The 26,449-nt window shown below is 51.9% G+C and carries 32 protein-coding genes; 11 read left to right on the top strand and 21 right to left on the bottom strand.

Annotated features, from left to right (window positions below; genetic code table 11):
* Position 1 precedes the first annotated feature (1 nt).
* Entirely contained in the window at positions 2–625 is a 624-nt protein-coding gene (locus AC2TDA_RS01990) for a virion core protein, T7 gp14 family (RefSeq protein WP_480878616.1), read from the top strand.
* Positions 626–858: 233 nt separating this feature from the next.
* Positions 859–1,176, top strand: a complete 318-nt coding sequence (locus AC2TDA_RS01985) for a hypothetical protein (protein WP_480878614.1) — start codon at positions 859–861, stop codon at positions 1,174–1,176.
* A gap of 901 nt (positions 1,177–2,077) precedes the next feature.
* Here the strand turns inward: AC2TDA_RS01985 and AC2TDA_RS01980 are convergent.
* The 4 genes from AC2TDA_RS01980 to AC2TDA_RS01965 form a co-directional block, all read right to left on the bottom strand.
* Positions 2,078–2,671, bottom strand: a complete 594-nt coding sequence (locus AC2TDA_RS01980) for a GNAT family N-acetyltransferase (RefSeq protein ID WP_480878612.1) — start codon at positions 2,669–2,671, stop codon at positions 2,078–2,080.
* A 195-nt stretch (positions 2,672–2,866) separates the two neighbouring features.
* Complete coding sequence (locus AC2TDA_RS01975; protein ID WP_480878610.1) at positions 2,867–3,685, bottom strand: class I SAM-dependent methyltransferase; 819 nt, start codon at positions 3,683–3,685, stop codon at positions 2,867–2,869.
* A 283-nt stretch (positions 3,686–3,968) separates the two neighbouring features.
* On the bottom strand, positions 3,969–4,325 hold the full coding sequence (locus AC2TDA_RS01970) for a hypothetical protein (protein WP_480878609.1): 357 nt from the start codon (positions 4,323–4,325) through the stop codon (positions 3,969–3,971).
* 215 nt (positions 4,326–4,540) lie between these two features.
* On the bottom strand, positions 4,541–5,107 hold the full coding sequence (locus AC2TDA_RS01965; protein WP_480878607.1) for a hypothetical protein: 567 nt from the start codon (positions 5,105–5,107) through the stop codon (positions 4,541–4,543).
* A gap of 107 nt (positions 5,108–5,214) precedes the next feature.
* Between AC2TDA_RS01965 and AC2TDA_RS01960 the strand changes: the two genes are divergently transcribed.
* Positions 5,215–5,457 (top strand): helix-turn-helix domain-containing protein, encoded by a 243-nt coding sequence (locus AC2TDA_RS01960; RefSeq protein ID WP_480878606.1) that lies wholly within the window; start codon positions 5,215–5,217, stop codon positions 5,455–5,457.
* A 334-nt stretch (positions 5,458–5,791) separates the two neighbouring features.
* Here AC2TDA_RS01960 and AC2TDA_RS01955 read toward each other — a convergent pair whose 3' ends face one another.
* Both AC2TDA_RS01955 and AC2TDA_RS01950 read right to left on the bottom strand, forming a co-directional pair.
* On the bottom strand, positions 5,792–6,223 hold the full coding sequence (locus tag AC2TDA_RS01955; protein WP_480878604.1) for a type II toxin-antitoxin system death-on-curing family toxin: 432 nt from the start codon (positions 6,221–6,223) through the stop codon (positions 5,792–5,794).
* A 366-nt stretch (positions 6,224–6,589) separates the two neighbouring features.
* On the bottom strand, positions 6,590–6,784 hold the full coding sequence (locus AC2TDA_RS01950; RefSeq protein ID WP_480878602.1) for a hypothetical protein: 195 nt from the start codon (positions 6,782–6,784) through the stop codon (positions 6,590–6,592).
* 124 nt (positions 6,785–6,908) lie between these two features.
* Here AC2TDA_RS01950 and AC2TDA_RS01945 point away from each other — a divergent pair, with 124 nt between their 5' ends.
* The 4 genes from AC2TDA_RS01945 (at position 6,909) to AC2TDA_RS01930 (ending at position 9,414) form a co-directional block, all read left to right on the top strand.
* Entirely contained in the window at positions 6,909–7,727 is an 819-nt protein-coding gene (locus AC2TDA_RS01945) for a hypothetical protein (protein ID WP_480878600.1), read from the top strand.
* Between the two features lie 943 nt (positions 7,728–8,670).
* Entirely contained in the window at positions 8,671–8,844 is a 174-nt protein-coding gene (locus tag AC2TDA_RS01940) for a hypothetical protein (protein ID WP_480878598.1), read from the top strand.
* 50 nt (positions 8,845–8,894) lie between these two features.
* Positions 8,895–9,020, top strand: a complete 126-nt coding sequence (locus tag AC2TDA_RS01935; RefSeq protein WP_480878596.1) for a hypothetical protein — start codon at positions 8,895–8,897, stop codon at positions 9,018–9,020.
* 175 nt (positions 9,021–9,195) lie between these two features.
* The gene (locus tag AC2TDA_RS01930; RefSeq protein ID WP_480878593.1) at positions 9,196–9,414 is read left to right on the top strand and encodes a hypothetical protein; all 219 of its coding nucleotides are present in this window, start codon (positions 9,196–9,198) and stop codon (positions 9,412–9,414) included.
* Here AC2TDA_RS01930 and AC2TDA_RS01925 read toward each other — a convergent pair.
* The 6 genes from AC2TDA_RS01925 to AC2TDA_RS01900 all read right to left on the bottom strand — a co-directional run bounded on the left by AC2TDA_RS01925 (position 9,411) and on the right by AC2TDA_RS01900 (position 16,982).
* Positions 9,411–10,094 (bottom strand): M15 family metallopeptidase, encoded by a 684-nt coding sequence (locus AC2TDA_RS01925; RefSeq protein WP_480878591.1) that lies wholly within the window; start codon positions 10,092–10,094, stop codon positions 9,411–9,413. The two genes, AC2TDA_RS01930 and AC2TDA_RS01925, sit on opposite strands and share 4 nt — an antisense overlap.
* On the bottom strand, positions 10,091–11,908 hold the full coding sequence (locus tag AC2TDA_RS01920; protein ID WP_480878588.1) for a hypothetical protein: 1,818 nt from the start codon (positions 11,906–11,908) through the stop codon (positions 10,091–10,093). The genes AC2TDA_RS01925 and AC2TDA_RS01920 overlap by 4 nt, the downstream gene beginning before the upstream one ends.
* 134 nt (positions 11,909–12,042) lie before the next feature.
* Positions 12,043–13,272 carry a hypothetical protein gene (locus AC2TDA_RS01915; RefSeq protein ID WP_480878586.1) on the bottom strand — a complete coding sequence of 410 codons (1,230 nt, stop codon included), beginning with the start codon at positions 13,270–13,272 and terminating at the stop codon, positions 12,043–12,045.
* A 243-nt stretch (positions 13,273–13,515) separates the two neighbouring features.
* The gene (locus tag AC2TDA_RS01910; RefSeq protein ID WP_480878585.1) at positions 13,516–13,731 is read right to left on the bottom strand and encodes an HGGxSTG domain-containing protein; all 216 of its coding nucleotides are present in this window, start codon (positions 13,729–13,731) and stop codon (positions 13,516–13,518) included.
* Positions 13,732–14,142: 411 nt separating this feature from the next.
* Positions 14,143–16,104, bottom strand: coding sequence for a calcium-binding protein (locus tag AC2TDA_RS01905; protein WP_480844856.1), 1,962 nt, complete (start codon positions 16,102–16,104; stop codon positions 14,143–14,145).
* A 233-nt stretch (positions 16,105–16,337) separates the two neighbouring features.
* A complete protein-coding gene (locus tag AC2TDA_RS01900) occupies positions 16,338–16,982 on the bottom strand; it encodes an acyl-homoserine-lactone synthase (RefSeq protein WP_480844855.1) in 645 nt (214 codons plus the stop codon).
* A gap of 615 nt (positions 16,983–17,597) precedes the next feature.
* Between AC2TDA_RS01900 and AC2TDA_RS01895 the strand changes: the two genes are divergently transcribed.
* Positions 17,598–17,825, top strand: coding sequence for a hypothetical protein (locus AC2TDA_RS01895; protein ID WP_480878583.1), 228 nt, complete (start codon positions 17,598–17,600; stop codon positions 17,823–17,825).
* Between the two features lie 160 nt (positions 17,826–17,985).
* Here the strand turns inward: AC2TDA_RS01895 and AC2TDA_RS01890 are convergent, their stop codons facing one another.
* Positions 17,986–18,501 (bottom strand): hypothetical protein, encoded by a 516-nt coding sequence (locus tag AC2TDA_RS01890; RefSeq protein ID WP_480878582.1) that lies wholly within the window; start codon positions 18,499–18,501, stop codon positions 17,986–17,988.
* A gap of 247 nt (positions 18,502–18,748) precedes the next feature.
* Here AC2TDA_RS01890 and AC2TDA_RS01885 point away from each other — a divergent pair, with 247 nt between their 5' ends.
* The 3 genes from AC2TDA_RS01885 to AC2TDA_RS01875 all read left to right on the top strand — a co-directional run bounded on the left by AC2TDA_RS01885 (position 18,749) and on the right by AC2TDA_RS01875 (position 21,179).
* Entirely contained in the window at positions 18,749–19,642 is an 894-nt protein-coding gene (locus AC2TDA_RS01885; protein ID WP_480878581.1) for a lipid A-modifier LpxR family protein, read from the top strand.
* Positions 19,643–19,961: 319 nt separating this feature from the next.
* Positions 19,962–20,222 (top strand): hypothetical protein, encoded by a 261-nt coding sequence (locus AC2TDA_RS01880; protein WP_480878579.1) that lies wholly within the window; start codon positions 19,962–19,964, stop codon positions 20,220–20,222.
* 288 nt (positions 20,223–20,510) lie between these two features.
* Positions 20,511–21,179: a hypothetical protein gene (locus AC2TDA_RS01875; RefSeq protein WP_480878577.1), complete on the top strand. Its 669-nt coding sequence runs from the start codon at positions 20,511–20,513 to the stop codon at positions 21,177–21,179.
* 309 nt (positions 21,180–21,488) lie between these two features.
* On the opposite strand, the gene AC2TDA_RS01870 is transcribed toward AC2TDA_RS01875, so the two are convergent.
* From AC2TDA_RS01870 to AC2TDA_RS01835, 8 genes are all read right to left on the bottom strand, one after another.
* Positions 21,489–22,160 carry a hypothetical protein gene (locus tag AC2TDA_RS01870; RefSeq protein WP_480878575.1) on the bottom strand — a complete coding sequence of 224 codons (672 nt, stop codon included), beginning with the start codon at positions 22,158–22,160 and terminating at the stop codon, positions 21,489–21,491.
* Positions 22,161–22,306: 146 nt separating this feature from the next.
* Positions 22,307–22,837, bottom strand: coding sequence for a hypothetical protein (locus AC2TDA_RS01865; protein ID WP_480878573.1), 531 nt, complete (start codon positions 22,835–22,837; stop codon positions 22,307–22,309).
* Positions 22,837–23,046: a transcriptional coactivator p15/PC4 family protein gene (locus AC2TDA_RS01860; protein WP_480878571.1), complete on the bottom strand. Its 210-nt coding sequence runs from the start codon at positions 23,044–23,046 to the stop codon at positions 22,837–22,839. The genes AC2TDA_RS01865 and AC2TDA_RS01860 overlap by 1 nt, the downstream gene beginning before the upstream one ends.
* Positions 23,043–23,411 carry a hypothetical protein gene (locus tag AC2TDA_RS01855; RefSeq protein ID WP_480878569.1) on the bottom strand — a complete coding sequence of 123 codons (369 nt, stop codon included), beginning with the start codon at positions 23,409–23,411 and terminating at the stop codon, positions 23,043–23,045. Before AC2TDA_RS01855 ends, AC2TDA_RS01860 begins: the two co-directional genes overlap by 4 nt.
* A complete protein-coding gene (locus AC2TDA_RS01850) occupies positions 23,408–23,578 on the bottom strand; it encodes a hypothetical protein (RefSeq protein WP_480878567.1) in 171 nt (56 codons plus the stop codon). The genes AC2TDA_RS01855 and AC2TDA_RS01850 overlap by 4 nt, the downstream gene beginning before the upstream one ends.
* A 114-nt stretch (positions 23,579–23,692) precedes the next feature.
* Positions 23,693–23,899, bottom strand: coding sequence for a helix-turn-helix domain-containing protein (locus tag AC2TDA_RS01845; protein WP_480878566.1), 207 nt, complete (start codon positions 23,897–23,899; stop codon positions 23,693–23,695).
* A gap of 125 nt (positions 23,900–24,024) precedes the next feature.
* Positions 24,025–24,678: a hypothetical protein gene (locus AC2TDA_RS01840; protein WP_480878564.1), complete on the bottom strand. Its 654-nt coding sequence runs from the start codon at positions 24,676–24,678 to the stop codon at positions 24,025–24,027.
* A complete protein-coding gene (locus AC2TDA_RS01835) occupies positions 24,671–25,987 on the bottom strand; it encodes a tyrosine-type recombinase/integrase (RefSeq protein WP_480878563.1) in 1,317 nt (438 codons plus the stop codon). Before AC2TDA_RS01835 ends, AC2TDA_RS01840 begins: the two co-directional genes overlap by 8 nt.
* Between the last annotated feature and the right edge of the window lie 462 nt (positions 25,988–26,449).

Genomic DNA, 26,449 nt, shown 5'->3' with positions numbered 1-26,449 from the left:
AATGAGCTTACCCCTCATCTTACCCGCCCTTAAGGCTGCGATTGGATTGGCAGCCCCAACCGCAAAAGTCGCATCTATCGCTTCTGCTGTATCCGCTGGCCTTTCGGTCGCAAGCGCCGCTTCCGGCTACGGTCAGGCAAGCGCCCAAGCCGAGGCTCAGGCTGCCACCAATGCCAACATCAAAGAGATCGCAAGGCAAGATATGGTCGACGGTGTTGACCGTCTCAATCTGCGTCAGTCTCAGGAGATTGCAGCCGCGACTGAGCAACAGCTAAACCACCAGAACGCCGCTACACGTGCCGTCGCATCTGCCAAGGTAGGAGCCTCAGGTAGTGGCGTTACCGGGTTTAGCGTCGACGCTCTTCTAGGTGACCTTTACAGCCAGCACGCGACGAACCGGGACCGCATCAACATGAACCTCGACAACAGCGTCGAACAGATTGGTGCCGAGCGTGACGCGCTAGGTACCAACTACTCACGCACCGTCGCCGGCCTACCCAGTGTGCAGAAACCCAACCCTTGGACCTACGGCCTTCAAGCAGGTGTTGGTGTGCTGGATGCGTACAAGGACCGCCTTAAGGCAATCGCGGACACCCCGAAAGATGAACCTTCTCGGAAACCCTAAAGACGAGGTTAGGCAATGACCGCTTATCGACCCAATGTGAAAGACGCTGAGAACTTCAACCCAAGGTGCAACGTTAGGGGAAATCCGATTGACACCATCGGCCCCTCATCCGGCAGCTACCCAAACGGCGAAGTACGCCTACACACGGCCTTCGTGGCAGCCCGAGAGAACCTCAGGCCGAACCCTAACGATCCCTCAACATTCCCACCAGAAACCTCCGAAGAGTGACCACCATGCAAGACATTCCCGGTATCAAACTGGACCGCAGCCGCCGCCTCTGGAAATCCTTCGTCATGGTCAATGGCAATTACCGGAACATGGGAAGGTTCCGCACTAGAGAGGCCGCTATCGTCGCCCGAGGGTTGGCCCGCGAATACTACGGGCAGCCTGATGACGGTTGCACCCGATGGGTGCAGCCTGATCAGATGGCCTCGGCCATCGAAGAGATCAAAGGTAAGCGCCATGGTCTGATCAAGCGCGGACAAAATAGCGCAGCTTATCGTGTTCTGGTGGAATATCTTGATCAGAAAGCGGGCACTCACACCGCCTGATTAGTACACAGAAATCCCTGCTATTAGGACACTTTCAAGCCTGATGGCAGGGGAAAATTCCGGTTAACTCACTGACAATAAGGGATTTTGACGATCAGTGTTTTTTGGCTTGAAATCGTGTGGGGGCACCATTCAAAATCAACGACTTACGTGAATAGGTAGTCTTAATTGCCTGCCGCCGTTTGTTTCCTGGGGGACAAATGGGGGACATTTTTCATAGTTTTGGCCTTAGTCGGACCCCGAACCATTCACTGCGAATCTTTCCATCATTGTGGAAAGGGTATCGTTTATACCGATAGCCCCTCCATAGTATGGATACCCTTTGTGCTTGACAGACGGGACGGCTGCTAATCCCGCGAAACTCGCTAATCCTTACCCATTGGGGGTTGATAGACAGTCTAGAACGGCGTTTGATTAGTAGGCGAGAGCCGCATTGAGACCTGCAAAAAACAATTCAATCGCTAAGGCCAACCATAGCAAACAGGCAAAGACGGTCGAGTGCCTCGAAAAGTAGTGCAACCCAAGTCGGGACAATAGCGCAGAATAAAACTCTTTGAGGACTGGTGGGCGAACATCCTGCTTCCAGTTCTCAACAATTCTCGAGGCTTTAAGACAAAGCAAAGACAACACAAAGAGTGCTGCGATAACCGCTAGTGGAAAAACCTCATTCATCTTTTTTTCATCCTGATTTGCCGTCATCAAAAAACAACCGATATTGAGATCAAACACAATGTTGGTTTCAGGTTAGCCATGCGGCAGTACGGCAGGCGAAAACACGACCTTGCCCGGCGCAAATGGCAGCGAAGCGGACAAACGGGTTGCTATTCGAATGACTCTTGGTCTGGCCGCTCCAATCGACCTCACTAAATTGCCTCTTCACGTTACCGGTTCTAAACCACTTTCAGTACAGCTCTTTTTCCATCAAGAGCCACTTATTGGCATTCGTTTCCCATCCCTTCCGAACCACAGGTTCAGTTGCAGTTTTGGTGTAGCCGTGTCTCTCATAAAAATTTATCGCAGAATGATTGCTGTCTATCACTACCAGGCTGATTCCCGATTTTCCGGCGTCCCTTCCCAGCTCTTCGGCGATATTCATCAGGCTGGAACCAAACCCGCGACCTGAGTGCTCTGGATAGGTCGCGATACCGTGTAAATACCAAGTCCCTTTGGCTTTCGAGAACAATCTCATAAGGGGTCGTATCATTTCATCCATGCCGGGAACGTGTGGATTTGGCGTCTCCGCCATGGGATAGGAAATCAACATCGCACCCAACTTACCCTCAATTTCCGCGACAATTGTGTTTTCCTCATGGATGAATGCGCTTTGTGCCCGGCGCCCAAAATCGTCTGCTGTTTCGCCGTCTTCTGCCAACCTTTGCCAAAGTCGTTCGACGAACCCCGGCACTGTGTATTTGGCGAGAGTTATAACTTGCTCAAGGTCGCGTTCCGTCGCTTTTCTGAACGGCACTTCAAGTAGATTTTCTAGATCGACCATTAGTGAAACCTCAACGAGCCGGTACTGAGTGACAGGGTATCAGATATGTATCGCGATGTCCGCTTTGGGCTCGAAGCGGTCATCCGATGGTATCAGTAGGTCATCAGGTCGGTTCAGACGGCATCAAGGTCGGCCTAGCGGACAAACCGGACGCAGGGTTCGGATTGGACCACCCAAGCCTCAGCGTAACCAAAGCTACGTGTGCGCAGTCACCATTGTCGCTGGAAATGGAACACGCCATCCACCGTTTTCTTCGCCGAATTCATCTGCGACGTGCTGTGTCATGGTCCGACGAATGGCATCACGCGCAGCAGAGGTCTGCGAACTGATAAGCATGGCCGCTCGAACGGTCGCATGCTCAAATACGTCTGCAAAGCCGCTCGGGTCGTTGAATTGAAACGCGGACTCGATGTCGGTAAATTGGGGATCAAAGAATCCAGCCGCCGCAAGCGCATTATTAGCGTCCTCGCGTTTGGAAAAAAGGTGGAAGTCAGGTGCCGGTGGCGCAAGCCCTGGGTCGCCGTGTGCCTTTATTGCTCCAAAAACAATTTGAAAACTGGAAGAATGCTCGGGTTCGCGCCAAGAAGTCATCGCAGCGACGCCGCCGGGTCTGAGAACCCGTGAAATCTCAGCGAGAACCGTATCCGGGTCGGGTAGATGACCAAAGCCCACATTGCACACGACTGCATCGAAGCTCTTGTCATCGAACGGCAGGCTCGCTGCGTCACCTTCAACAAACGAGGCGTTCGGAACACGACGACGGGCACGAGCCAGCATTGCTGGCGAAAAATCAAGCCCGGTTACCTTCGCCCCTGCTGTAACGAGAGCTTCGGCAGCATTCCCGTGACCGCAACAAAGATCCAGCACGATGCCGTCGTGAGCGGCGCGCGTCGCTTGCACGAGTGAAGGGATTAGTTGGTCTGAAATGGGTGCGAAAAGGTCAACATATGCGTCGGCCTTAGAGTCCTCGGCCCATCCGGATTTTTCGGCGTCGGTGAATTCTTTGTATTGCATTGGAAGATCCCCAAACTACCAAGGTAAGTATAGCAAAAACGTCACTGCAAAGAAATGGCTTGGGCATGCGAAGGAATGTCGCCAAAGGGCTCATGGCGGACATCAACAAAAGGGAAACAGCCCGGTTCAAGGGGCGGCTTCCTGCAGTGTTGGTGAGTGGCCGGGGGTTAACTGGCACCGATTGCCTTGAGCGCTACCACGTCAACGCCGCTGACAAGCCAGATACCCCGGCACGGATCGAGCGCAGCATTTGCCCGTGATAGTCGTCGGTCATGGCTTCCTCTCAGGTCAGCGTTTCAAGGATGGCTGCAATGGAATTCAGCAGAACGGGCTGGCATGGAGTGAACGACCCGTCAACCAAACCGTAATCGGGGTGCGTGGCCATACGCATCTGTGCGATGAGGCCATGCACAGTTTTCGCCTGCGTATGGGCCACTTTTTCCTCAAGGTCGTGCACTTCCGGCCAACGATAGTCATCACCTTCAAGGTCACCAGTATGTGCATTCATTTCTTCGCGTAGTTCGACCCAGCGCGCGACCCAAGCGATGTGCGGGTCAGTCGTTGCAGTGGATGCTGCGGTTGCACCAGCGGTCAAGGCAGCAACTGGCGCGGATTGGATCAGGGTGCGGCGGTCAATCATGGTGGCTCCTTTCAGGATTATTCCGGCCGGCGGGCGATGGCTTCGGAAAGCTCGCTCGCTTGCTTGTTAACGGTGCGGATCAGGGCAGTGACAGATCCCCATGTTTCAGGGTTGGGGCCCTCCCAAGAAAGACCTGCAAGGGCTTTGGTCAGACCATTCAGGGTCACCGCGTCGGTTTCGATTTAGTCGCTGGTCTTAGGCATTAACTGCTCCCCTTACTGAGTGAATGTGTGTACATGTCCGTCTGCCGCGATCCGGGACACAGTTGCGAGATTTACAGAGCGTGGAGCCTGTGCCTCGGTGTCCCAGACCGGCAGAAGGTGAGGATGGCGGCGTGTGCGTGTCTGAATGGCCTTCCGGGCCGCTTTGGACGCTGCATCGCCTTTGACATGCTGACGCAGGGCTGCGGGCTGGACGCGCATGGTGCGCTGCGTTCCGTCTTTCTTGGTGAAGGTGACTGAAACAAACCGGCCCTTAGCTTTGGCAATCAGGTCGCGTTTTTCAGCATAGGCCTTAGCCTGCGCTTCGTGATCCAGAGCGGCGCTCAGAGCTGATACCAGTTCATCACGCTTGCGATAGTCGGCCTCGGTCCATGTATCTTTGTTGTCCAGCAAGGTCATGGCTTCGCGGATGTGGTCCGCCTCGGTCATGTTGGCGCGGCGTACAGCGTCTTTCGCTTCACCCCATGCCTGCCACAGTGCATTGCGCCAGATGATCCGGTGAAACTTGCGGTTGCCCATAATGGACCAAGCGCGGTTCATGATGTTCTGACGGTCATACATGGCGGAAATCCTCACCTTGCCGTTTTGCTTACTGTGTATTAATTATAGGTACAGGGTAAGCATAATGTCAATACCCTGTAAGCACTATTGCATACGAGGTTTGCACAATGACGCCTGAGCAGCTTAGAATGGCCCGAAATGCTTTGAGGATTGGGACAAGAGAACTAGCGGAAATTGCTGGTGTTTCATTCACCACCATCAACCGTTTTGAAACCGAAAAAGGGGGTATGCAGCATTCCAACGCTGAAGCTGTAAGGAAAGCCTTGGAGGCTCAAGGTATTCAGTTTCTGGACGACGGCGATACTGCCAACGGTCCCGGCGTAGTTTTGGTCAAAAAGAGCGACCAGTGACATTCCAGTTTCCACCCCGCCTGATGCAGGCGAAGGCAGCAGCCCATTACCTCGGCGTTTCAGCGTCGAAGCTTCGAACCTTAGGCATTCCAGTAAGGGTATGTGGGGCGAACAGGCTTTACGACATTCGCGACCTAGACGCCTACGCGGATAGACTGCCTTATATCGACGGAGTTAGGGACATCCACGACTCGGACAACGCGTTCGGCGACGAAAGCGAGTTACCCGAGCCTTGGTAAGTAAGGCCAATGACTGCGAAGGAGGCAGCCTGATTGCTCGTATTTATTGATGAAACCGGAGATCCTGGCTTTAAGCTGGAGGGGGGGGCGGCGTTTTACGCCAAATCTTCTTCTAGGATGAAGCAACGGTCACGGAGGTAAGCGTCTAAACGTTCGAGCGTGAATTCGTGTCGCTCCATCCAATCATTGACCATGTTTCCCGGCTCATTTTCCTCTGCCGAAAATCCATAGCCATTTACATGAAGGAAGACGACAGCGGAGAGTAGACCTGTCCGCTTGTTGCCATCCACAAATCCGTGGCTTACCGAAATCCCGTGCCAGTAATAGGCAGCGATTAAGACAAAGTCCGCATCTTCATCGTAAAGCGCAGCCTGTTGGGGCCTGCCAATTGCTCCCAACAGGTCATCACGCTTGAGCATACCCGCTCTACCGCCTGTCCGCAGGGCGTATTCATCATGAATGAAGACGACATCTTCCTCGAGTAGAAAGTCTACTTCTGAGACATCAGACGGTAATTGGAACGGCATTAAGCCAGCAGCTTCATTGAACCTTTGAAACGCTTTTCAGCGGCCCCTGCCGCGTCCATGATAGACTTACGACTTGCATGAGATGTGGCGGGCTTTTTGGGCGCTACCTTCTCTGAGCATGTGCACTCAGAACGCGTGACATAGCTACCCGTCGCTGCTCTGCGGGCAGACTTGGACTGTACAGTCCCTGCGATGTGAGTCTTTGCATTGCTTGTCATTGTTCCGTTCTCCGTAGAGGTAAAATAGGACAACAATAGGTAATAATCAATTACCGAACGGAAAACTGACTAACTGGTAACTTGCGGGCAACTAACTTTAGTACAACCGTTCAAATGCGCTCCCCTGCTAAGGGAGCGGCTCACTAGCTTAGTCAGGCAGATTGCTCAAGTGCACACGCCCAATGGCCTGATACACTTCCATCATGGCTTCCATCGCCGTCTCTACCTTCGCCGCAATATCGGGATTGGCCTCCACCCAAGGATGTTCACCAACATACGAACCATAACTGTCCATTAGAACGTATGCGGTGTGCAATGCTTCGTGTGCTGAATAGTCGCTCATGTCAGGTCTCCTTAAAAAAAGAGGTCCGGATATCATGCTCGGCCACCTAAAGGCTAGAACAATTCGGACTTGGCAAATGGCTTGATTCAAGGAAAGCTCAGCTTGAATCGATAGAGTAAATTTGATGCCATACAGTACTTCAATGCAAAACCCGGATTTGCAGCGATTAAAGCGAAGAATTGACGACTTACTATTCGTTCTAATTGAACGTTTGCCCCTCGAGATACGGCTTGCCAGCTACAAATTGGGCAAAGCTGAAAGTTCCGAGGAGTTTTCGGACGCAAAGTATGCCTTCTCGAAAATGTGCATTGAAGAAAGCAGAAAGAGCATTGAGAAAACGTACGGCAGTTGGGGCCATGCGCAGGAGAGATGTGACTGCATCCTTTGCGGATCTAGTGAAGCATCGCGACGCGGTATCGAGAAGCATCTAGTCCCAGGCGCGGGCGCTGACTGCGCGGTAATGGCCGCATTCATCGATGTTAACCAGCAAAAGTATGAAGCATCTTCTGCTCGCCAAATCGAAATTGAAGCCGAACTTGCAGCCGAGGCCGAAAGGTTGGGTGTCGTCTACCTCACAGACCTTTCCACCTCGGCAAAACCTCGGAGACAGTACTTTCAGTTTTTTGAGCGTGATGATGCGGGCATAAAAGACATCGAGCAGCGATTGAATTCTATGGGGTTCACCCGTGTGGAACGGGAACTCCCCAAAGGGGTGACGGAAGTAAGGTGGGAACAACGCACCGATTCCGCGTATATTCTCGCAGATCCATTTCCGCAGAAAAGCATTCACATACGAGCTTGGCCGAGAGGTACGGAGGATGCTGTAAGGTCAAAAAGAAGGAGCCGAGAAACCCCTTATGAAAGCATTTTCGATACCGCAAAAAACGACCTTGCGGGCAAAGTGTTGAAGCGCGTCGAAAAACTCGTTGGCAGTGAAACGTGACCTTTCTTCCTACATTGGGTTTCGCGATAGCCTGTCGTGGAACTGGCCGACCTAGGAACTCGCCGTTGTTCAGCGGAGTGTCGCGGATCAGGTCTCGGGCCTCTTGGCATGTTTTTTCGACACGAGAAACAGAACGGTTCACCTGTTGGCGAGTTGTTCCCGTTAATTTAGCTGTCTCGCCCGAGAATCCCGCCGGTCTGCCACGACCGTTATTTTCGGAACAACTTGTTCCGTTATTCCGCCTTAACTCCCACAACTCTTTTCGCTTGGCCAAGTGTTCTGACTTCTGAACCTCATCTAACTCCGAGCGCATCAGGTTTTCATCTATCTCCCAGAGCTGGCGGTCGATTTTGTCCTTTTCCCCTGCAAGGGGAATACATGTCAGCAGTTGGTCCTGCTACATGAGGGCCGCGAATTCGTGAACCGCCCCGCCTCATTTTCGCCTCATTTTCGTGCTGTTCATGCCATGTTTAGCGGTATGTGAGTTGAGGTGGCTATGAATTATCGGGACAATGAAAACCTGAACGACGACCAGAGGAAATGGTCTGAGTGGACAATGAAGCCGAAAAAGCAGCCGCGCAAACTGACAGACTACGCCTCTGTGGCAGTCATGCTACTTTCCGCCGCTGTCATATACGGCGCCCCTGAATACCTAGCAATTTTGGTCTGAACGACGTTTGCCAGACTTGCCAGCCTCAGATGGCCTCCCCTCCTGTTTTTCCCCTGTATTAACAGAGGACGCCTCTCCGACTTCATCTGCCATTTCCACCGTTATTTCCCGTTAGAAAACGGAGATCCCGGTTTTTCAGTTTCAACCCGACCCCCTGCTACATCTGCTATACCTGCTATATGGCCTATGCTCCTCCGAGGAGTGAAAGGCCTATCAGAATCGCGCGCAATCCGGTATGGAGTCTCACATTGATTTATACTTTGAGGATTCACTATGGCCATTGTTCGCACCCCGAACGAATACCGCGCAGCGCTGCTGGAAATTGAACTCTTGTGGGGATCTGAGCCGGATACCGACGAAGGTCAGAAACTGGAGGAATATTTGGCCGCAGTGGACCAGTACGAACAACTAACCAACTCAACACCAGACACGCAGAAGGTGGCTTAATCCCCTGCTGACCATCGCCGTAGGGCACCTCTCTGCTAGGGAGGATAGAGATGAACAGAAACGTTATCGTTATCGCAGCAGCGGTTATTGTGTTTATCCTGGCTCTGTCCATGATGAGGTCAGGCGGAGAAGACGCCGGGAATGACGAAGCCACACCAACCACGGCAACGGATTAAGGGCTCTGCGGGGCAGGAAGCATGTTGTCGGTTTCGGATGGCTGAATCGCATAAGCGCGCCTGACGAAAGGGACACGACTTAACATTCCTCATTTCTCGGTTCACATGGACCGCCTCAAAAAAGCGACGTGTGCGTGGGCTTTACAGTCTGTCTGCCCGTGTCCATGTTGTAGGTATGACTATTGCTGACCTGACCATTTTTCAACTCTATTGCGTGATTGTGGCTTCTGCCTCGATATTTGCGGCCTTTTGCTGGGCATTCATCGGCGTAACAACAGACGCAGACAATCAGCTTTCTTGGCTTGGGTATGCCTTTGTCGGACTCGGCGCGCTTGGAGCAATAGTAGGCCCCGCGCTCTACGGGGCCTGGATACTCTACACCGCACTCTACTAAGCTTTCATCGACTGAATGAACCGCAGGTATCCGACCATCGGGTCGCGGCTTGCTGGCTCAATAGGCGTTGCCCGTCGCGGGGCGAACTGAACTGGCGCTTGCCTCGGTGCTGACATGGCAACCAATTCCTCCCCAATCCCGGCTAGGATGCCATTGCGTTTTTTTACCTGGTCTTCGGGCACACCCATATCAAGCTGACCCGTCTGTGGCGGCAGAATGCCTGAAGGTGTCTGCTGAGGGCCTGGGAATTTCATACGCTGGTCACGCGATCCCATCGGTTCAACCTGCCACGGCTCCCATGACATAGGGACGGACAGGCCGTATTTTTCAGCGTTCGCTGCTATCCACTTTGCTGCCGGATTATTCGCATCTCGCAACAGACTGCCATTCACTGCGAAATCAACCGCCGTTCCGCTGTTGTGGCGAGACTTGCCCGGAGGCGCGACCCATTTCCTTGCGGCTTCAGGCGAACCGTATTTCTTTACCGCGCCGGCATAAAGCTGGCCTTGCAACTCCGGCGAACGGTAAGCAGACGTAATCTGAAGCGGAAAACCTGCTTCGTGTGCCGCTGTCACCATATCGTAGACACCGGCCGCAAACTCAGGTTGCAAGCCTGTAAAGCTGTCAGGGCGAGCGGCGGCGCCACCTACTGCGAACCTTGTCCAGTCAAGATGGGTCATCGATTTTTCTCCGCGTTGAGCTGAGGCCCTACGGCGTTCAGCATCAGAGCCCTTGCCAAAATCCCCTTGAGAGGCCCAGGTGCCGAAGTGACGGCTTCCCTAATCTGCGAGGGTAAAACCCCTCTGGTCAGAAGCTCCGCGATGACAGGGGCAACACGCGCCTCACGGCCTGCTGTCACCTTCCTGAGCGCCGCGCCGCCACCATGTCTTGCAGCCAAGAGTCCCGCGGCACCTATGCCAGCGCCTTGCAGGTCGCCTGTGGTCGCGAAACCAGCACCACCGCCAACACCTGACAATATGCCATGCTCAATCAACTGGCGGGCGGTTGTGGAGTTTCCGGTAAGCGCCCTATGCGTTCCTGCAAATGTGCGTTCATTGGCAATCTGACTGCGCACGGTTTTGGCCCCCTCCGGCCCCAATGCGGCAACCATCGCCTCTTGCTGGCGACGTGGACCAAAGAGGGTATCAACAACACCGGGGGTGTCCCTGCGGTTCTGTAGCTGGTCAATCTTGCCGCCGGCATACCCCTGCGCCACCTCATCGGGGTTTGTCTGTGCTGCGATCCGCGCCCGATCCGCATAGTCGGCTGAGACACGAGGCTTTGCCCCTTCAGCCCCGAGGCGTACCGCGTTTTCCTGTGCGAAACGCTGCGCCGCCAGTTCCCTTGCACCTGCATATTCCGGCATCAGGTTATCAATTCGTTCGCGGATATTCTTGGACAGTTTTGCTGCAATCGATTGCTCGTTGTTCAGCCTCTGGCCCAAATGAGGCTGTGCCATGTCATCCAAGGCCTTCTTGGTCTCATCGAGCACCGCCAGTGCTGAAGGTTCCCCCGTGACGCCTTCCGCCGTCATACGGTCCCGTGCGAGACGCTGGCCCTGTTTCAGCGCCTTCTTGCCCATGCCATCCTTCAATAGGTCATCAAATGCCTTCAGGTCGATATCGTGACCCAAGGAACGGGCTTCGTTGTAGGCCGCGTCAATACTCGGCTTGGTCTTTGTGCGAATACTCTGCACCAAGTCGTCAACCGATTGCGGCGCATCCATGCGGGACGCCTTTAGCAGGCTGTCGGTCAATCGGTCGCTCTGGCCCGCCATACGGGCATGTGAGGCGCTTTCAAGCATTTCGCGGGCCTCAGGGCTGGAATTGGCCGCAGCGCGGCCCAGAGCCCGCCCACGTTCGCCCATGGTGTCAATCAGCATACCATCGGGGCCAAGGTCATCCAGTTTGGTTGCCATTTCGGGGGTAACAGCTTGTTTTACCCGCGCCGCTGCCTGAGATGCAGGCGCACCAAACCTGCGGGCCAGGTAACCTTGCACTGCTGGTGCACTCATCAGGGCACCAGATGCAGCACCACCAGTTACGCCACCGATTGCTGCACCCTCTAACGCGCCGCCCGCGCGTTCCTCAAGGTTGCCATCGGTGTGACCGAAACCTGCCAAAATCCCGTAACCCGCACCATCTGCAATGGACGCACCAACCACTTTACCCGGCGTCGCTGCCTTTGCAGCGAGACTCATGCCCAGCTTGCCAATGCCTGCTGCGCCTGTTGCAACGCCTGCCACATCACCAACCGTTGAGGCTGTAGGATAGTGGACGTCAGCAGCTTTCGACCGCGCTTGTTGCCGGTCAAGATTGGCTGAGAATTCACCGAAATCACCGCCAATGCCTGTTGCTGTGTTGCCCGCCGCCATCAACTCATCACCAAACCCGAGTAAGGCTGTGTCTGCTGCGCTGCGAACCCCTGCACCGATGCTTTCGAAATCCCGGATATTGGCGCGGGGCACGAACCCGCTTTGACGCAGGCCAGTCATGGCGCGCTCAAACAAAGACGGATCATAGGGTTCAACCGTTGAGCCATCCCCAGAGGGATGCCCACCCTTTTTTGCGGCGTGTTTCTCCCAAGGCTTCCCTTGAGGCTTTTTGTACTTTTCCCAAGGTCCGGCTATCAGTTCACCTGCTCCCAATTGTTTGCATCGCTAGGGTCACCACCAAGGAAACGATAACCATCCTCAACCACCCCGGCTTGCAACGTCTCAGGCGCTCCACCTGTTGAGCCGCTTACAAGGTCGCCAAGCTCGATTTCCCGATACATCTTGCGGGCCTCATCGTCAGGAATGCCCTCGTTAATGATGCGGCCATAAATCGTCTCAAGCCGGTCGAGGTTGTACATGATGTCCTCTGCGCTCTGTGCCTGTTCCAGACTTCCGAACACGGCCTGAAGCAGCCGGTTCTCAAATTCCGATACCTGCCCCAGAGCGCCGCCCGTTGGCGACGCATCGCGCATGGCCTGCAACTTGTCGAACCCGATGTTGGCCTTGATAGTTGTCAGACGGTTTTTCACCGCCCCGGCACGGGTGCTGTCGATGTTGGATACAAGTCCACCAGTGATCCCGGTCGCGGGTGAGAATGTAGACTCGCCGCCAATCAGTTCTTTCACCATGCCGATTTCATCAAGCACGATGTGAGCCGATGTTGACTTAGCCGCTTCTGCCTTCTCATTTGCTGCTGCCGTAGCTTGTGCCTCCACGGCAGCGGGACCGCCTGGAATTGGTTCCGCTGTTTCTGTCTCTCGGTCATAGCGCCAACCCTGAGGAAGCCCTGCGTCTTTTCCGTAAAGATATCGATCCGCCGCCGGACCGCCTGTCGTTACGTTCACATGGGTTCCGTTCCCGCCAACCTCCATAATCTTGCCGGTGTTGGCGCCCGATAGGCCGACTTGGTAGGACTTTGTTGGATCAAGGTTCGGACGGGCCGCGAGTTCCTCTGTAGTGAGCGCGCGCCAACCCTCTGGCTGAGCCTCTACACCCGGTAAGACACGTTGCCCGTCTTCGAAATAGTTAAAGCCATCAGCGCCAGTGATGATGCGACGTTGCGCAGGCTCCTTAGGCATCATGTGTTTTAGCATGTACTCTGCCGCCAACTGAGGGGGCATTGCTGCAAGCGCTTGGCGGTAGTGGGCTGGCATCGCATCTAACATCGGGCCGATAGCCCCTTGCATCTGTGCTTGGCGTTCCTGCTGCTCTATCCGAGCGTGAAGCGGCGACAGGTTTGGCACCCGGCCTGCATCCAATTGCGTCAGGCCCAATCCAATCCCCTGCAATGCGAGGCTAGTCTTCGGGTTCATGTTCCCGAAAATACCGCCCTCTTGTTTTTTTCCGTTTCCAATCATCTTCAATCAATCCTTCCTAGTGCGGGCCGCTAGCAGAGCAGTGCGCAAATAACTGCCAGGACAAAATTTCAAGAATGCGGGTCGCAACCGGCCCCATCCCAGGGTCAACCTCAACAAAAGCATCCAGCCAAGGAGCCCATTCGAGCAAATCCGGCGGGAACAAGCTGCTTGCCTTCGCGATAAGAGCCTTGGCGTTCTCTGCATTTTGCTGAACGCGGAATGCTCCTGCGTGTGGTATATCTAAGGCAGTCACTGCGTCCCCTCCGATCCCTCATACGCTTCCATCGCAAGCGCCAGTATCCCCCAACGCCGCACTTGTGCGTCTGCTATCCGCTTACGCCCTTCCTCTGTTTTGGCACCTGTCGACAGCCCCCCATGAAGACGGCAGCGCCCCTTTCCGTTGATAGGTAAAACCTGACAAGGACCGTCAGGCGTACGCGCATCACAGCGCGCAGCATTAACCATAGTTCTTCCTTCCGTATGCCTTTCGTTACCCACCACTAACTGCCTCCAATTCCCTGTATTGACGGTATCATATTACCCCAAAAAAGACAAGAACGGGGCAGCGCGCATAGGAGCGAAATCAGGGCTTTGCGTGGGGGCTTGCGGCAACACGTGAGCGACTAGTTGCGCACGTTCTTCGTATCAGTGCCCCTTCATGGGCTCGCGACCATAAAAACGGATCGTTGATATCCTAGGTAATAGAAAACACGTGCGGGGTCTCGTCTTTAGGAAATTGCGCACCCTTGGAAGAAGTTGTCGCAGATTGCCCTGCTGAGTTCCTCAACGCATTGACATGAAAACCTCAGCTCAAACAGAGTTACCAAAAAAACCTATGGCAGAGGCCAAAAGCCGCCTCCTGCCTCAAGTTGTTTGTCAGAAAAAATAGTCACCTTCATCCAAAACCAAAATGCTAGATTCCAATATGTTAACAGGAGTGGAATCCAAAACCGTTGTGACTTCTCGATCACCCCACAAGGATTGTGCATCTTCAGAATATGCTTCTCGCAATTCTCTCCCAAATTGATCGAACTCCGGCTCGGAATTGGGAGACATGCCCGATTCTTCATCCACGAGAAAAATAAATGAATCTGAGCTATCGCCCCCAAGTAACGCCTCTTCTCTGAGGCCATTGTTGAGTAATTCGGTGTCTTGGTCGCCAATAAATAAATCCGAGATGGGTTGTAAATCGAAGAGCGAACGGCATAGGAGTAAGTCCCTAAAAGTAGAGGGATGAAGAAGTACTATTTCGACAACTTCATATGGGTCCAGTTCCAACTGGATACTCGAAGAATCGGCAAAAGAAAGTTGCTCTACATCGACAGTGATATCCACCTCACTCGCAAAATAATAATCATCAAGGCTCGTCGCAGTTTCCGGAGTTTTCCCTGGTTTCAACAGAATCGTTGAGGGATCAGGAATATACGTTCGGTAGCTGCCGTTACCGTATTCCCCGATGTAAAATCTTTCGTAAACATCGAGTTCAAGAATATTGGAGAACTTCGCTTCTATTGCTGCCTTTTCGGCTTCGTCAATTATCCGAAGCTTATTTCGGGAACCTTTGACGAATCTACCATCTTCATAGAAAGCAGCACGGTCACTTAACCCATCCGCTGACCCTTCTAAGATGCCCACCTTTCTCACGGACAGGCTAGCGTTACTTCCACCTAGGCCAGTTAGATCCAAGTCAACGGATACATCAAAATCGTCGCTTCTATTTGAAACGTAGATAACTGTTTTATCTTGCCCAGTGTAGGCATTAAACTCAATTGGTCTATTCTTGGTAGGAACGCCCTCCAAATGCAACAGTGACAATCCTTCTCCGTCTTTCCCCAACAGGCTCTCCTTCATCAACATGAAGATTTGGCCCGCGGGAGTTGGTTGGATTGGGTTCTCCTCTAAAGTTCCACCTGCCAGAGAATTATAGTTCTTATTTCTGACAGACCACACATCGGCAGCATCGACTCCTGCCTTCAACATATTTTCAAATTGCTTTAGGATAACCGAAGCAGCCTTTAGACCCTGCTGATCGATACGGGCATTTTGCACGTTCCATTCTGTGATATGGTAATCGAGGTCCTTCTCAAAATACTTGTCCCACATATCCTTTCTGGGGCCGATTTCCCGATGTTCATAATACCCATCGGAAAATGTATTGTCGTCGCCATGATCCTTGTAATAATAGTAGTGAGAAACAATACCGTCGATGGCTTCACTTGCCACAGTTGCCTGTAAACCGTCGGATAAATCTTTGTTCGCATCGAAATGCCGTATTATTTCTTTGTTTTTTTGATCCATGGTACTATTTCCAACGTGCCATGGCGGTGCGGTTTGTACCAGGAATTTTGGATCAACTTCTATATTCTCGCGAGTATCATTTAAATCATCGATGGCATGCTTGAGGTAGGTAACGGCACTGGATGCGTCTTTTCCATATTCGCCAGCGCTCTGAAAGGACCAGTATTCATTGCTTATTTCAAACGCGTTTAGGAGCTTACTACTGGCACCCAATTTGTCATATACTGCGTTAACAAAATCACGCATTTGCGACTGTGTGGCGAGCAAGTCTCCCACGGGTACGCTAAGCGTAAATGGTGTGCCTCTTTCAACTGCCCAGTCCAGAAACTCTTGGAGCTTCTGATTTAGCTCGCCGTTCTCCAGGTGTGTTATGTTTTCTTTTTGAGCTGCTCCTGCTGGGTATCGTAATTGCGTGACACCTAACATATCGAATGCTTCACCAATATTGTGGGACATTTCCCGAAAATTTGCGCCAAAGTGGGACTCGGTAACCCGATTGGAAACCTCACCTGGCCTCAACTTGTAGGAATATGATGGCATTACTCAATTCCGATTCATTGTTGCTCCAGTGCAATCTTTCAAGAATCCTGTTTTCGGGCAAAGAATTAGTGCGAGGTATTTTATTTGGAAATAAAGCAATTTTTCACGAAGATAGTTGTCGCACACCGTTTTGTAGGGTCGTGAGTACACGCGTTATCAGCTTCTTACCTTCCCAAGATTCATTGGCTTCCTACCTACGGATCAACAGCGACAAGTTTTTATCGCGAGCCATCCTACGCAAAGCGCTCAATCTTGGGCTTTTCAGACTTGAAGCGACCAAGAGCTGTGTTGATCCACATTCTGGACAGTTCCCTAGATATTCCGGCTCTTTCCGCAACACGATTGCAGTCCTCTGGTGAGTACGGCCAAAGCCCCACAGAAACTTGCTCACGCCCGCTCCCTTCAGAACCCAAAACTATTGGAGAGGAACCTATCAGTCGATAAATGCGGATCATTCTAGCATCGAAGACACCTGCTATATGGGAAAGACCAAATTTCTCCATCAATTCACCTCCACTCAACATGATAGCACCGGCTGTGAAGGGGCTCGCATTCCGCGACAAGCAGAAGCGAGTGACCTCCCAAATCAGCGGATCACGTACTGGGTAACCGCCAGTAAGATGTCCAAACACATCATTTATCATTACGGGACCGGTCGTCGGCAAAACTCTCATTGATCCGCCGTGTGAACCATCGGATTCCTCCCAAATTACATAAAGCGGGTTCAAATCGTCGTACCGATCCCTTTCTTCTCCACGAGCGTTTACCTGAACATCCCAACCCAATCTGGTTTTGAACTGATCTGCTCTATCCTTGAACATGCCGCTTGCCAGTGTCGGATAGCTGCTCAGCTCGTTTGCAAAAATATATCTTAGCATTCGTTTCACCACTTGATTCCATCGCGGAACTAAGTGGTGGTGGATCATGGTTAATAGTTAGTGAGCGTGCCGGAAGAGTGGTAAGCAATTGTTAAACAGGGTTAACATTGCTTTCAAAACACTGATAAGCTCGTAAAAGTAGGCGCCTGGGGCTTTCCAGCAGGGCACTGACAGATTTGACCAAATTGAGTAAATTTTTTACTGCAGTGTTGCTTGCCTAGAAACAGTCACAGGCTAACAAATCTACAAAGCAATCTGTTTCATATATGTTGTGCCTACACCTGTTTGCACACATACAAACTTACTCATATTGAGCGACAGTTTACCTTTTATTAAGGAGGTCAGTTCAACTTGGTGAAAATTTTGTAAATGGGATCCATCGTTATGGGTGATGATTTTTTGCAGCGCGCCACTGACGCCGAACTTCGACTTCGGGCAGAGGGGATGTCTCTGACGGCAGATGCAATCCGGAAACTAATCAATACATACTTAGGCGAGCAATCCTCGGATTCAAAGTTACAGTGTGGCCAAAATGACCCGCAATTAAAACCTTGGTTAACCAGCCGTTAACCAAGGTTCCCCTACGGTACTTAAAACAAGAAGTTGAGGGGCTTCATGAAAAATACCCATTGGTTTGTCGAAGCAATTTCTGAAATGATCGGCGACGTTAAAAACGGAAATCAGAGATACTTATTATGCGGACTGCAAGCTGCCTTTGAAGTTTTCTTGGATGAGGGAGGAATGACCGAGGAAGAAAAGGCAGTTGCCCGCAGAATGTTGCAAAATGAATCACAGGAATCATTTACATTGAATGATTCAATACAGGCTTGTTGTAACGAATAAAATTTCGCACCCAGTAAGAATTTTATCGGTGGTGTTGAACGGATTTCTGCGCCCCTCGAAACCCCAAATGAATCGTTTATGTCGTGTTCTTCTCTACCCGTAGGTCATTCTCGATTAATAGCTTTTAGGGTTAAATCCCCTGGCAATAAACGTATGCGATTTACGCGGTTTTATTCAAAGCAAATGCCTGCCCCTCTTCAGGAATGCTCGAACAATATTTCTCTCCAACCAATCCTCCTTGAACTCTTTGATAAATACGTGAAACTACAATAGCAACGTTTCTACATATTTGCGCTTCCAATCTTTCTGATTCACAGAAATACCAATCATCCAGCAAAGATTTTAGACAATCCCGAACTGCATCCTGTTGCCGCTTGCTGAACGGGCGTATTGAATCGCACTGGTCCATGCAGACCGCAACTTCGTCAGCGATACTCGTGGAAATTGCTATTGCTCTATCAATGTCCTGAGGCGACTTGAGCAATTCTACCAACGCTCCCATTGCTACTACATCAAAAAAATTTGGTGCAGATACGGTTCGCCCACACCCGAAGCTCAGTTGAATTCCAAAATGGGGTCGTAAAATCTTCCAGGCAGTTTCGACCTCAGCGCAATGCCTTGAAAGTACCGGTAATACGTCCTGAACATCGAACGGTGTCGTTGTCGTGCAAAACAAGGCTGATTCCTTTCACCAATTTCCAAACATTTTTTAAGCAAGAACAATAATAGTGAATTAACGCACCGGTCTGTTGCCCGCTACTTCTCGTGTACTCAGGCAGGTAGCGAACAAATCAAGACAGATGAAGCCAAGTTTGGACCCCAAGCTCTATTTCGGCGGCAAAAAAATTTATTCGTCTGTTAATTCCTGCTCACTAACGATTGGTTCTGCATCACCCGAATCCCGTTGAATTGAGGTATTGTATATGAAGAGATTATTTCTGGTTGTTGTTGCGTCCTTTCTGGCGACCTCTGCATTTTCAGGGCCAACAAAGTCCAGCTTTTTTACCAATGACTTTCTTGGAGATGGGAGAGACAGGTGGCGTTCTGCGAGCTACACGCTTTTCCTTGGTTTTGAAGGCGAAAATACCGGCGGTATCGCACATGACTTACGAGGCAGGGCTGAAATCATTTCGCCTTGGGGTGCGAAAGCTCAGCCAGCAAATGCTGATCGACCCTATGTCGGAATGCTGGGATTTGGAGCATTTGCGAACGACCGGTTTGGGAAATTGGACTACAACTTCGGTGCTGAAATTTTGTTTACAGGCGACCAAACAAATATCGCAGATTTTCAGCAGAGCTTTCACGAAACAACTGGTATCGCAGGTTATCTTCCGAGAGACATGCCGCACGAGCATGTAGGTGACGACGTAACTGGTATGGTATCTGGTGAAATCGCGAGGAGCTACAGCCTAAACGACGAATTATCTATCCGTCCGTTTCTAGGCGCGCAGGCGGGGTACGAGACTTTCGGTCGAATTGGCTTTGACGTAATTTTGGGGGATTACGCAGAAGCAGAGCGCTACGTTCGGGATCCTGTTTCAGGCTTTTTGCAACCATCTTCGCCAAACAGAGCAGATAGGATGGGCGATTTGTCATTCTTGATCGGAGCTGACTATTCCTACGTCACCCATAGCGATTTCTTTCCAACCTGGTCTGCTGTTGAGATGGAAAACGAACGAATTCGTGTGCGGACGGGGCTGCAAGTTCGTGTTGTTGCTGTTTCAGTTTTTGTAGGCTTCACCTACCTAACCAAAGAATTCCACTCTCAATATGAAGACCAGGCAATCGGTGTTATCTCGCTTGAGTTTCCTTTTTGACAGGATGCGGTAGGACCGCTCAGTAACTTTCCCAAAAGTGCCGGCCGCTAGTTGTCAAGAACGCGAGGTGTCTTGCGCCTTAACGATGCAGAGCGTCGGCTAAGAATGGAGAAGACAAATTGAAAAGAAATAAGGTGTTAATGCCTAAGGAAGAGCTGCAAGGCCGAGCCAAAATGCGCAAATGGATTTTGATGATTCTTCTTGGGTGCATTTCCACGGCCATCTCAACGTGGTCACCAGCAAGCGCAGGTGAAAAACGCGGCAACTGGCTTTCAAGTTTTTTCCCTCCTGAGGCCTGCACTGGAAAAGCAGAGGCAGCATGGTCATGAATCTCGATGAGCCAAAACTCATAATGTCAGACAAGTGCAAGTCTGTGCTCGTTGATGGATATCGCTTTGAAATCGAAATCTATCGCTTGGAAAACCAAGATGTATGGACGTTAGAAGCGGTGGATTGTGATGGTTCCAGCTACGTATGGGACGATAAGTTCAGCTCCGACCAAGAGGCGTTTGATACGGCAGTCACTATTCTAAACAATGAGGGCGCTTTGGGGTTCATGGGCAAGGATCAGGAACCATAGGAAAGCCTTGGGGCCGATACCGGCATTTGGAGACCCCAGCGGCTAAATCACGGCTCAAGCGGGCCGGTTATTGTCAGTAAGCAGCATTATTTCCTCCTGAAAATCGATTGTGTTAGTCTACCAGGAGTGGCGAGCGCGCTGCGTCGTCCTCCACATCACCTATTGGGGCCGAACTATGTGACCGACGCCCCACGACAACCAGCAAAGCGGTCAATAACGAAAACCGTGAGTGTGAGGGGCGTCATTAAATCAAGATTTGAAATCGTCATATCCAGCAAGGAAAATAAGATGAAATTTCAAGCCTCTAACATTCAATTGGAAATGGATGCCGCCGAATTTTTGAAAACATTTGGCGGCCTAGTTGGAGTTTCTGGTAAAGCAGGAGACGCAGATGCCATTAACTCCCGAATTAGCAACCTGTCGCTCGACGAAATACCACAACTGGATCTATTCCCCAAAGACCAAACATTTTCGGAAGCCGAAGACGACGGCTGTGGCTGCGGAAACTTGATTGCCGTTCTAGACACCAGTAATTTCGTGCTATTCGCATCGGAAGACCATCGTGCTGTTGTCGAAAAAGAATACCAGCTTGAGAGCGTATCAGATGATTTGAAGGTGGCTCGCTGGAAGGGAGCAAACAACCACCTAAACACTTCAACAGTTAGGGTTCAGAACCTTGAAGAACTTGACCGGTCTCAATTGGTGGGTGAAAACCATCTACTTACCTACAAGGATCGACGTTGTAAGAAGCCTGGGTGCGTAAAGACCGGGCAAGGTGGTAGTGTTCGGCCATTCTTTCCCCCTTGGGGTACAGAATGCGAACGCTGGTCAGGAAGAAATTGTACCATCCAAAAAGTCGGAGGTCTGGTAAGGCACTGGCCCAACCATACAGATTGTCCTGAAGATTGGACCTTGTGGCAATTTGCCAACGTAACCTTACGAGGCTGTTGGCGGTAGCAACACGTGTGGTGATTGGGCGAAATCTTAGTCCATCTGGCAAAAGTTCATTCAATCAACCTTCCCAACTCGCGAGCCAAACGTACATGCTCATTGATGACCTTCCTCATAAGCTGAGCCTCTCGGCCTCGCATGCCGTGTTTGTAGGCGGGATTAGCCTTGCCAGGACCATGACCACCGCGCGCACCGTGCATTCGACAAACCGACCAGCCACGTACAGCAGGGTTTTTGCAAGGAAGGCCCGTCCGTTTTGACGTTGCCGTGCATCTTGGGGCTGCGTGCGCCCTTTCCATGGGGTTGAAGGCACTTTTATTCATCACCCCGCCCCCCATTTCGGACGTTGCCCACGATTGCCTGCCCACCTTCTTTGACTACGACGCGTTCAACACGAACGGTTTGGTCGGCTTTTGACCGATATCTTTTGAGCGTCTCGACCTGGCTTGTGAAAGTACGAGCCAGTTTGTTCAGCGACCTTTCCGCTGCATCCTGTTGCGGGATGAGTTTGGCATGATTCAAGCGCCGTGCCATCATCATAGTTGCTTGATGGATTGCGCCCATTTGAACGGCCAGCATTGCTTCGATGTGATCCTCTGGCTTCACACTGCCAACAACTGACAATACAAAGTTTGACGCTGACGCTGAGATTGGGCTATTGCCATCTCCGAGCCCCGCAACCTGCTTGATAATGCCCTCGTAGAAACGGGGGTCCGAAGTCCCAAGCTCATTCATGGTTAATGCTGCGCCAGACATTCCATCCAAATCCTCATGATCGATAAAGACTTCTTTGCCTTCTTCATCGAAACTCATAGTTAGACTTGGGGCTCTCACTTGAGCCCGTTTTTTCGCGCGCACAGCTTCAATGACTGCCAATTCCGCTTCCGTTGCCTGCCTCTTACCAACCTCCAGTTCAATGCCAGAGGCGGCAATCTCACCTAGGGCAGCTTTCTCCGAGTCGCTTTTCCGTTTGCGCTGGTCTGTCATCGCTCATACCTCGCTGTGTTTGATTGTTGCTGTGAAAGGTGTCTGTTTCCCCCAGACCCCCTGGTAGAATAAGGATGTCTTAAAAATTGAGACGTGCGACCGCCGAAAATGGCCGTTTACGTCTTCAAAATTGCGACGTGCTGTCTTCATTTTTGAGACGTCCTTTCCTTACACGTCTCAAAATCTAAGACGGTCACGTCTTCAAAATTGAGACAGGGTTTTATTCTTCCGCCCTTGCCTGTGGGGTTGTGCGCAGCGGCTTTGTTGACGCTGAAATCATTGCCGGGTGCCCACTGCCGATAGAGCATCCGCCCGCCTCTGCGGTCACTATGGGGCAATTCGATTTCGGTGAGTTCATAGAGCGGCGAACGGGCTTCACCCCCCAAGCCAAGCTGGGCCGGCTTCGTAACAACAAGAAAGCCTTTGGCCTGTAAGTCATGGAAACCGCGCGCAGCGGTATTGAGCGATGCCACTCCCAGAGCCTCAGCAGCCTGCCTCACGCTGAATTGAATCTTGCCGTTGTTGTTAGCCTTTGGGCCTCGCCATTCAAGCTTCATCCACGGGTACAAAGCCTGTGCGACTGGGGAAAGGGCCCGCCAAGCGGGCGTCTCCATCATGGTACGAACGAGTTTGGCAAAGTGCTCGCCACGCTTCTCGTTTTTCTTGTAGTGCCCCATTAAGCACCCCCTTCCTGTGCGGCCATCCCTGACAGGGCGTCTTGGACCTCGGGCAACAGGGCGGCGCTGAACGCCAACCCCTTTTTGCTCGGGCGCATGTCGCCGTCATCCGTCACGAACCAATCCCTGACGCTCACAACGTCATGGCCCTTGTATTCCTCATGGGATTCGCGGATTTCCTCTCGGGTGTTTTTCTGGATGGTAATCATGACCGCACCTCCTGTGGATCAATGCGGTTCACCTTGCTGACCAACCGGAAAACGCCGTAGCTCATGCGTCCTGACGCCGGGTCGTTCTTGTAACGGTCCGTCTCAATTTCAACGCGCTTTTCATGACGTAAGAGGTTAATGTAGTGGCTGATCCTACACCTGCTGGCGCAGTAGACTGTCCGCTTGTCCAGCACCTCCAATATCTGGCGCATTTTCCTGTCAACGTGGATCACGTGACTGTCGCCGGTGCTATTTGTAACCTCGAACTGCGCCGGTTCGGTCGGTGCATCTAAGTCTGCCCATCGCTGCACATACAGCGTGTTGCTCGGCTCTTTTGTCTGGGAGTTTTTGGTGTCGTCTGTCATACCGCTGCCTCCACGTTCACGCCGTACCAGTGCAGCGCCACAATCGGGTATTCGCGCAGTAACTCGCGCGGCGGTGTGTTGTCGTTACTGGGGTAAAAAACCGGCCCGTTGCCAAACTGGTTGGCCGGGTCGCGGCGACTGTCAATTGAGTGATATTTCAAACTCATGCTCATTTCCTCAAGCTTGCTCCGAGGCTGCGAACACGCTACATTTCGGTTAGTCCCGTCACAGACTGAAAACGAATTGCCCGCGTCCAACAAGCCCGTTGGCGTGGGTTTCGTTTATGTGGCTGCCTCACTCGTCTTTACTTCGAACCAGCGGTCTAACTCGTCATATTCAAAACGAGTGGCACCGCCGATTTTGACGTGCTTAAGGCGTCCGGCTTTCATCTCAGCATACAAAGTTGCGCGAGACATGCCGGTGTAGGTAACTGCGCCAGTGATATCTGTGGCGCGCGGCCTAACGGTGATTTGAGTTGTGTTGTCCATCCTGCTCACCTCTGTGTTGCGTCGATGCACACAGGGTGTCAGGCGTTATTCCCGCCGAAAACGTCGCGGAAACCCCGCCAATCCCGCCGTTTACAGTAATGGACAGTTTTTGGCGGGGTTTACTATTATTGGGGGGACTTGATTGGGCGACCGGGCTTAGAGCCGCCTTCAGGTTTAAACCTTTTCCACAACTCTCTCTCACGCGCCCGAGAAACCCCGTAGCTCTTATACCATTCGTCTCGCTGGGCCTCGGTTGGGTTGCGCCCGGGGAGTTGATTTAGCCAGATTTGATAGTCGCGCTCAACGTCTTCGCGCAACAGGCTCGTGTTTCGCTGTGATTTCGTGCTGATATTTTTAAGCGCGAAAATGAGCTTGTCTGCTTCAGTCTCAGGCAGAACTATTTGCTGCCCTTCAAAGGGCTCCAACTTCTGTGCAAAATCTGGGGGAATTGGATGCCCTGACAAGTTGGCCTGATCCGTGGCAAACAGAATAGCGACACCAACAAACAGTTCTGGCTTCATGCCTTTTGCTGCGTCCCGGATCTTGGCGAGTGAAACCACGCCTGAACCTGCATCAATGAACGCAAACTCCATCCGTTCGCCCCATTGGATCATACTCAACAAATCAAGCGAAACCTGGGTCGGCTGTTCGCCAGGGTTATAAATCGACACCGCTTCAACTTGACCAATCTGGCCGGCAAAATCATCCCAACCGACGCCAGCATTGCGGTATTCAGAGGCAATGTCATAGAGGGATACATATCCAGTTGGGTTAAACATTCCGCTGCCCTTCTAGCTCAATCACGTCCGCACTTTCCTGCGTTACCAGCTCTGCCCATTTGTCTAATGCGACTGCACGCTCAGCCAGCAGTTCGGCCTGATTGTAAACGCGGGCAACAGCGCTTGGCTTCGATCCTGTGGCCGCATGGTTCAAGACCCGATCCACAACAGATTCAGAAATGCCGCACTCGGCCATATGGGTGGCAAACGCAGTCCTGAAATCATGCAGACGCCACGCCTCGAAATCGTCGCCTAACAGTTCATCAAGGCGGGCTTTCATTTTACTCCACCCGGAAATTGGGGTGCGGCCAGTGGTGGTGAACAGGAAATCAGATGTAGCAGATGTAGCAGGGGGCTTGCCGGATTTCTTGTTTTTAAGCCTCTCGGCCTTCGCCAGCTCATGACGGGTTAGAACCGCTTGAATCTCGGCCATTGCCGGGGCCGATAGGTGGGTGATATGCCCCCGGTCGTTCTTTTCCTGTGATGTGTTTTTTTTGAACCGGGACTTTGAAAGTTCCAGTTCACTTTTACGCAGGTTGTTGATTGAGGTGCGGCGCTGAACGGTTAGCAACAGAATGCGCACCGGAGGCCCCCAAAGGTCACCTAGTTCATAAGTTTGCTTCCAGATAGCTCTTACCTCGTCCAGGCTAAGGACACGATCCCTGATTTGTTCTTTGGTGGCGCGTTCCAGCCGGTCGCCCACATCCTCACTTAGGTATTCACGCCGCCACGCCCAGCGCGTGAAGTGCTTCAGCGCGGCCCTGATCCTGTTCGCCATGAACATCTTGCCTTCTTTGGCTTTGTCATCAATCGGCTTTTGCAGGCTAGCTCGGTTCAGGTCACCGATTGGCTGGGACAGGTGATTGCGCAACGCGTCCTCAAGTTGGCGCTTTCTTTCATCCTGCCGTTTCAGCGTGGAAAGGTGCAGTTCGTTATACACGTCGAGAACATCTTGCAGAGTTTGGGCGGTCGCTGCGGCCCGTTCCTGATCCCTGCGGGTTTGCTGGGCTTCAAGTACACGGTCAAAGCCACGTGCTGCCTCTGCCTCTATCTCTAGGGCCAATGCCCGTGCTTCCCCCAACCCAAGCGCGCCATCCTCACGCTTTCCAGTAGATGACCACGTGCAGTAAGTGCCAAAAGTATGCTTGCGCTTTGCGCCGCCCTTTACCCGCTTTTCGTACATCCACACCGCGCGGACAGGGTAAACCCGCAATCTCAACCCGGTGCGCTTTGTGTCCGATATTTCAATCCGCCCGTCTGCCGGTGGCTTAAGGCTCTTTAGGTATCGGTCATTCAGTTCCTTTTTCATAAAATCGCCTTCAGGGGACTCATGGGGGACAAGTTGGGCTGGATTGTGGTAGATGGCTGTGGATGATTGTAGACATTTTTATCTGGGGGACAACATGTAAACAGCTAGAAAGGCGTGTAAATCATAAGGTATTTTAGAAGGATGTGGACGGCTGTGGACGAGAGTAGAAAAATAGTAGTGGGATGCGTGTCTCTGATTTGTAATCAGTAGGTCCGCGGTTCGAGTCCGTGTGGGGGCACCATTTTCAAGAGAAAATCCTCCAAAAATCGTAAATTTTGTAGGTTTTCAGCAGAGTAACCCCAAAACTGCCACACAGATTGCCACACAAGTCGTGCACACTTCCCCAGTACGCCTTGCTGAGTTTAGAATCTGTATCATTCGGCGGTTTGTTTACTTCACCGGACACCTGTGTCGCATGACGCCTGAATTGCGAGCTCATACGACATTAAGCGTGCTCGACGA

It is taken from the genome of Ruegeria sp. HKCCD6426 (genome assembly GCF_057221115.1).
The sequence above is the reverse complement of the archived record's forward strand: the minus strand, read 5'-3'. Positions and strand labels throughout refer to the sequence as shown.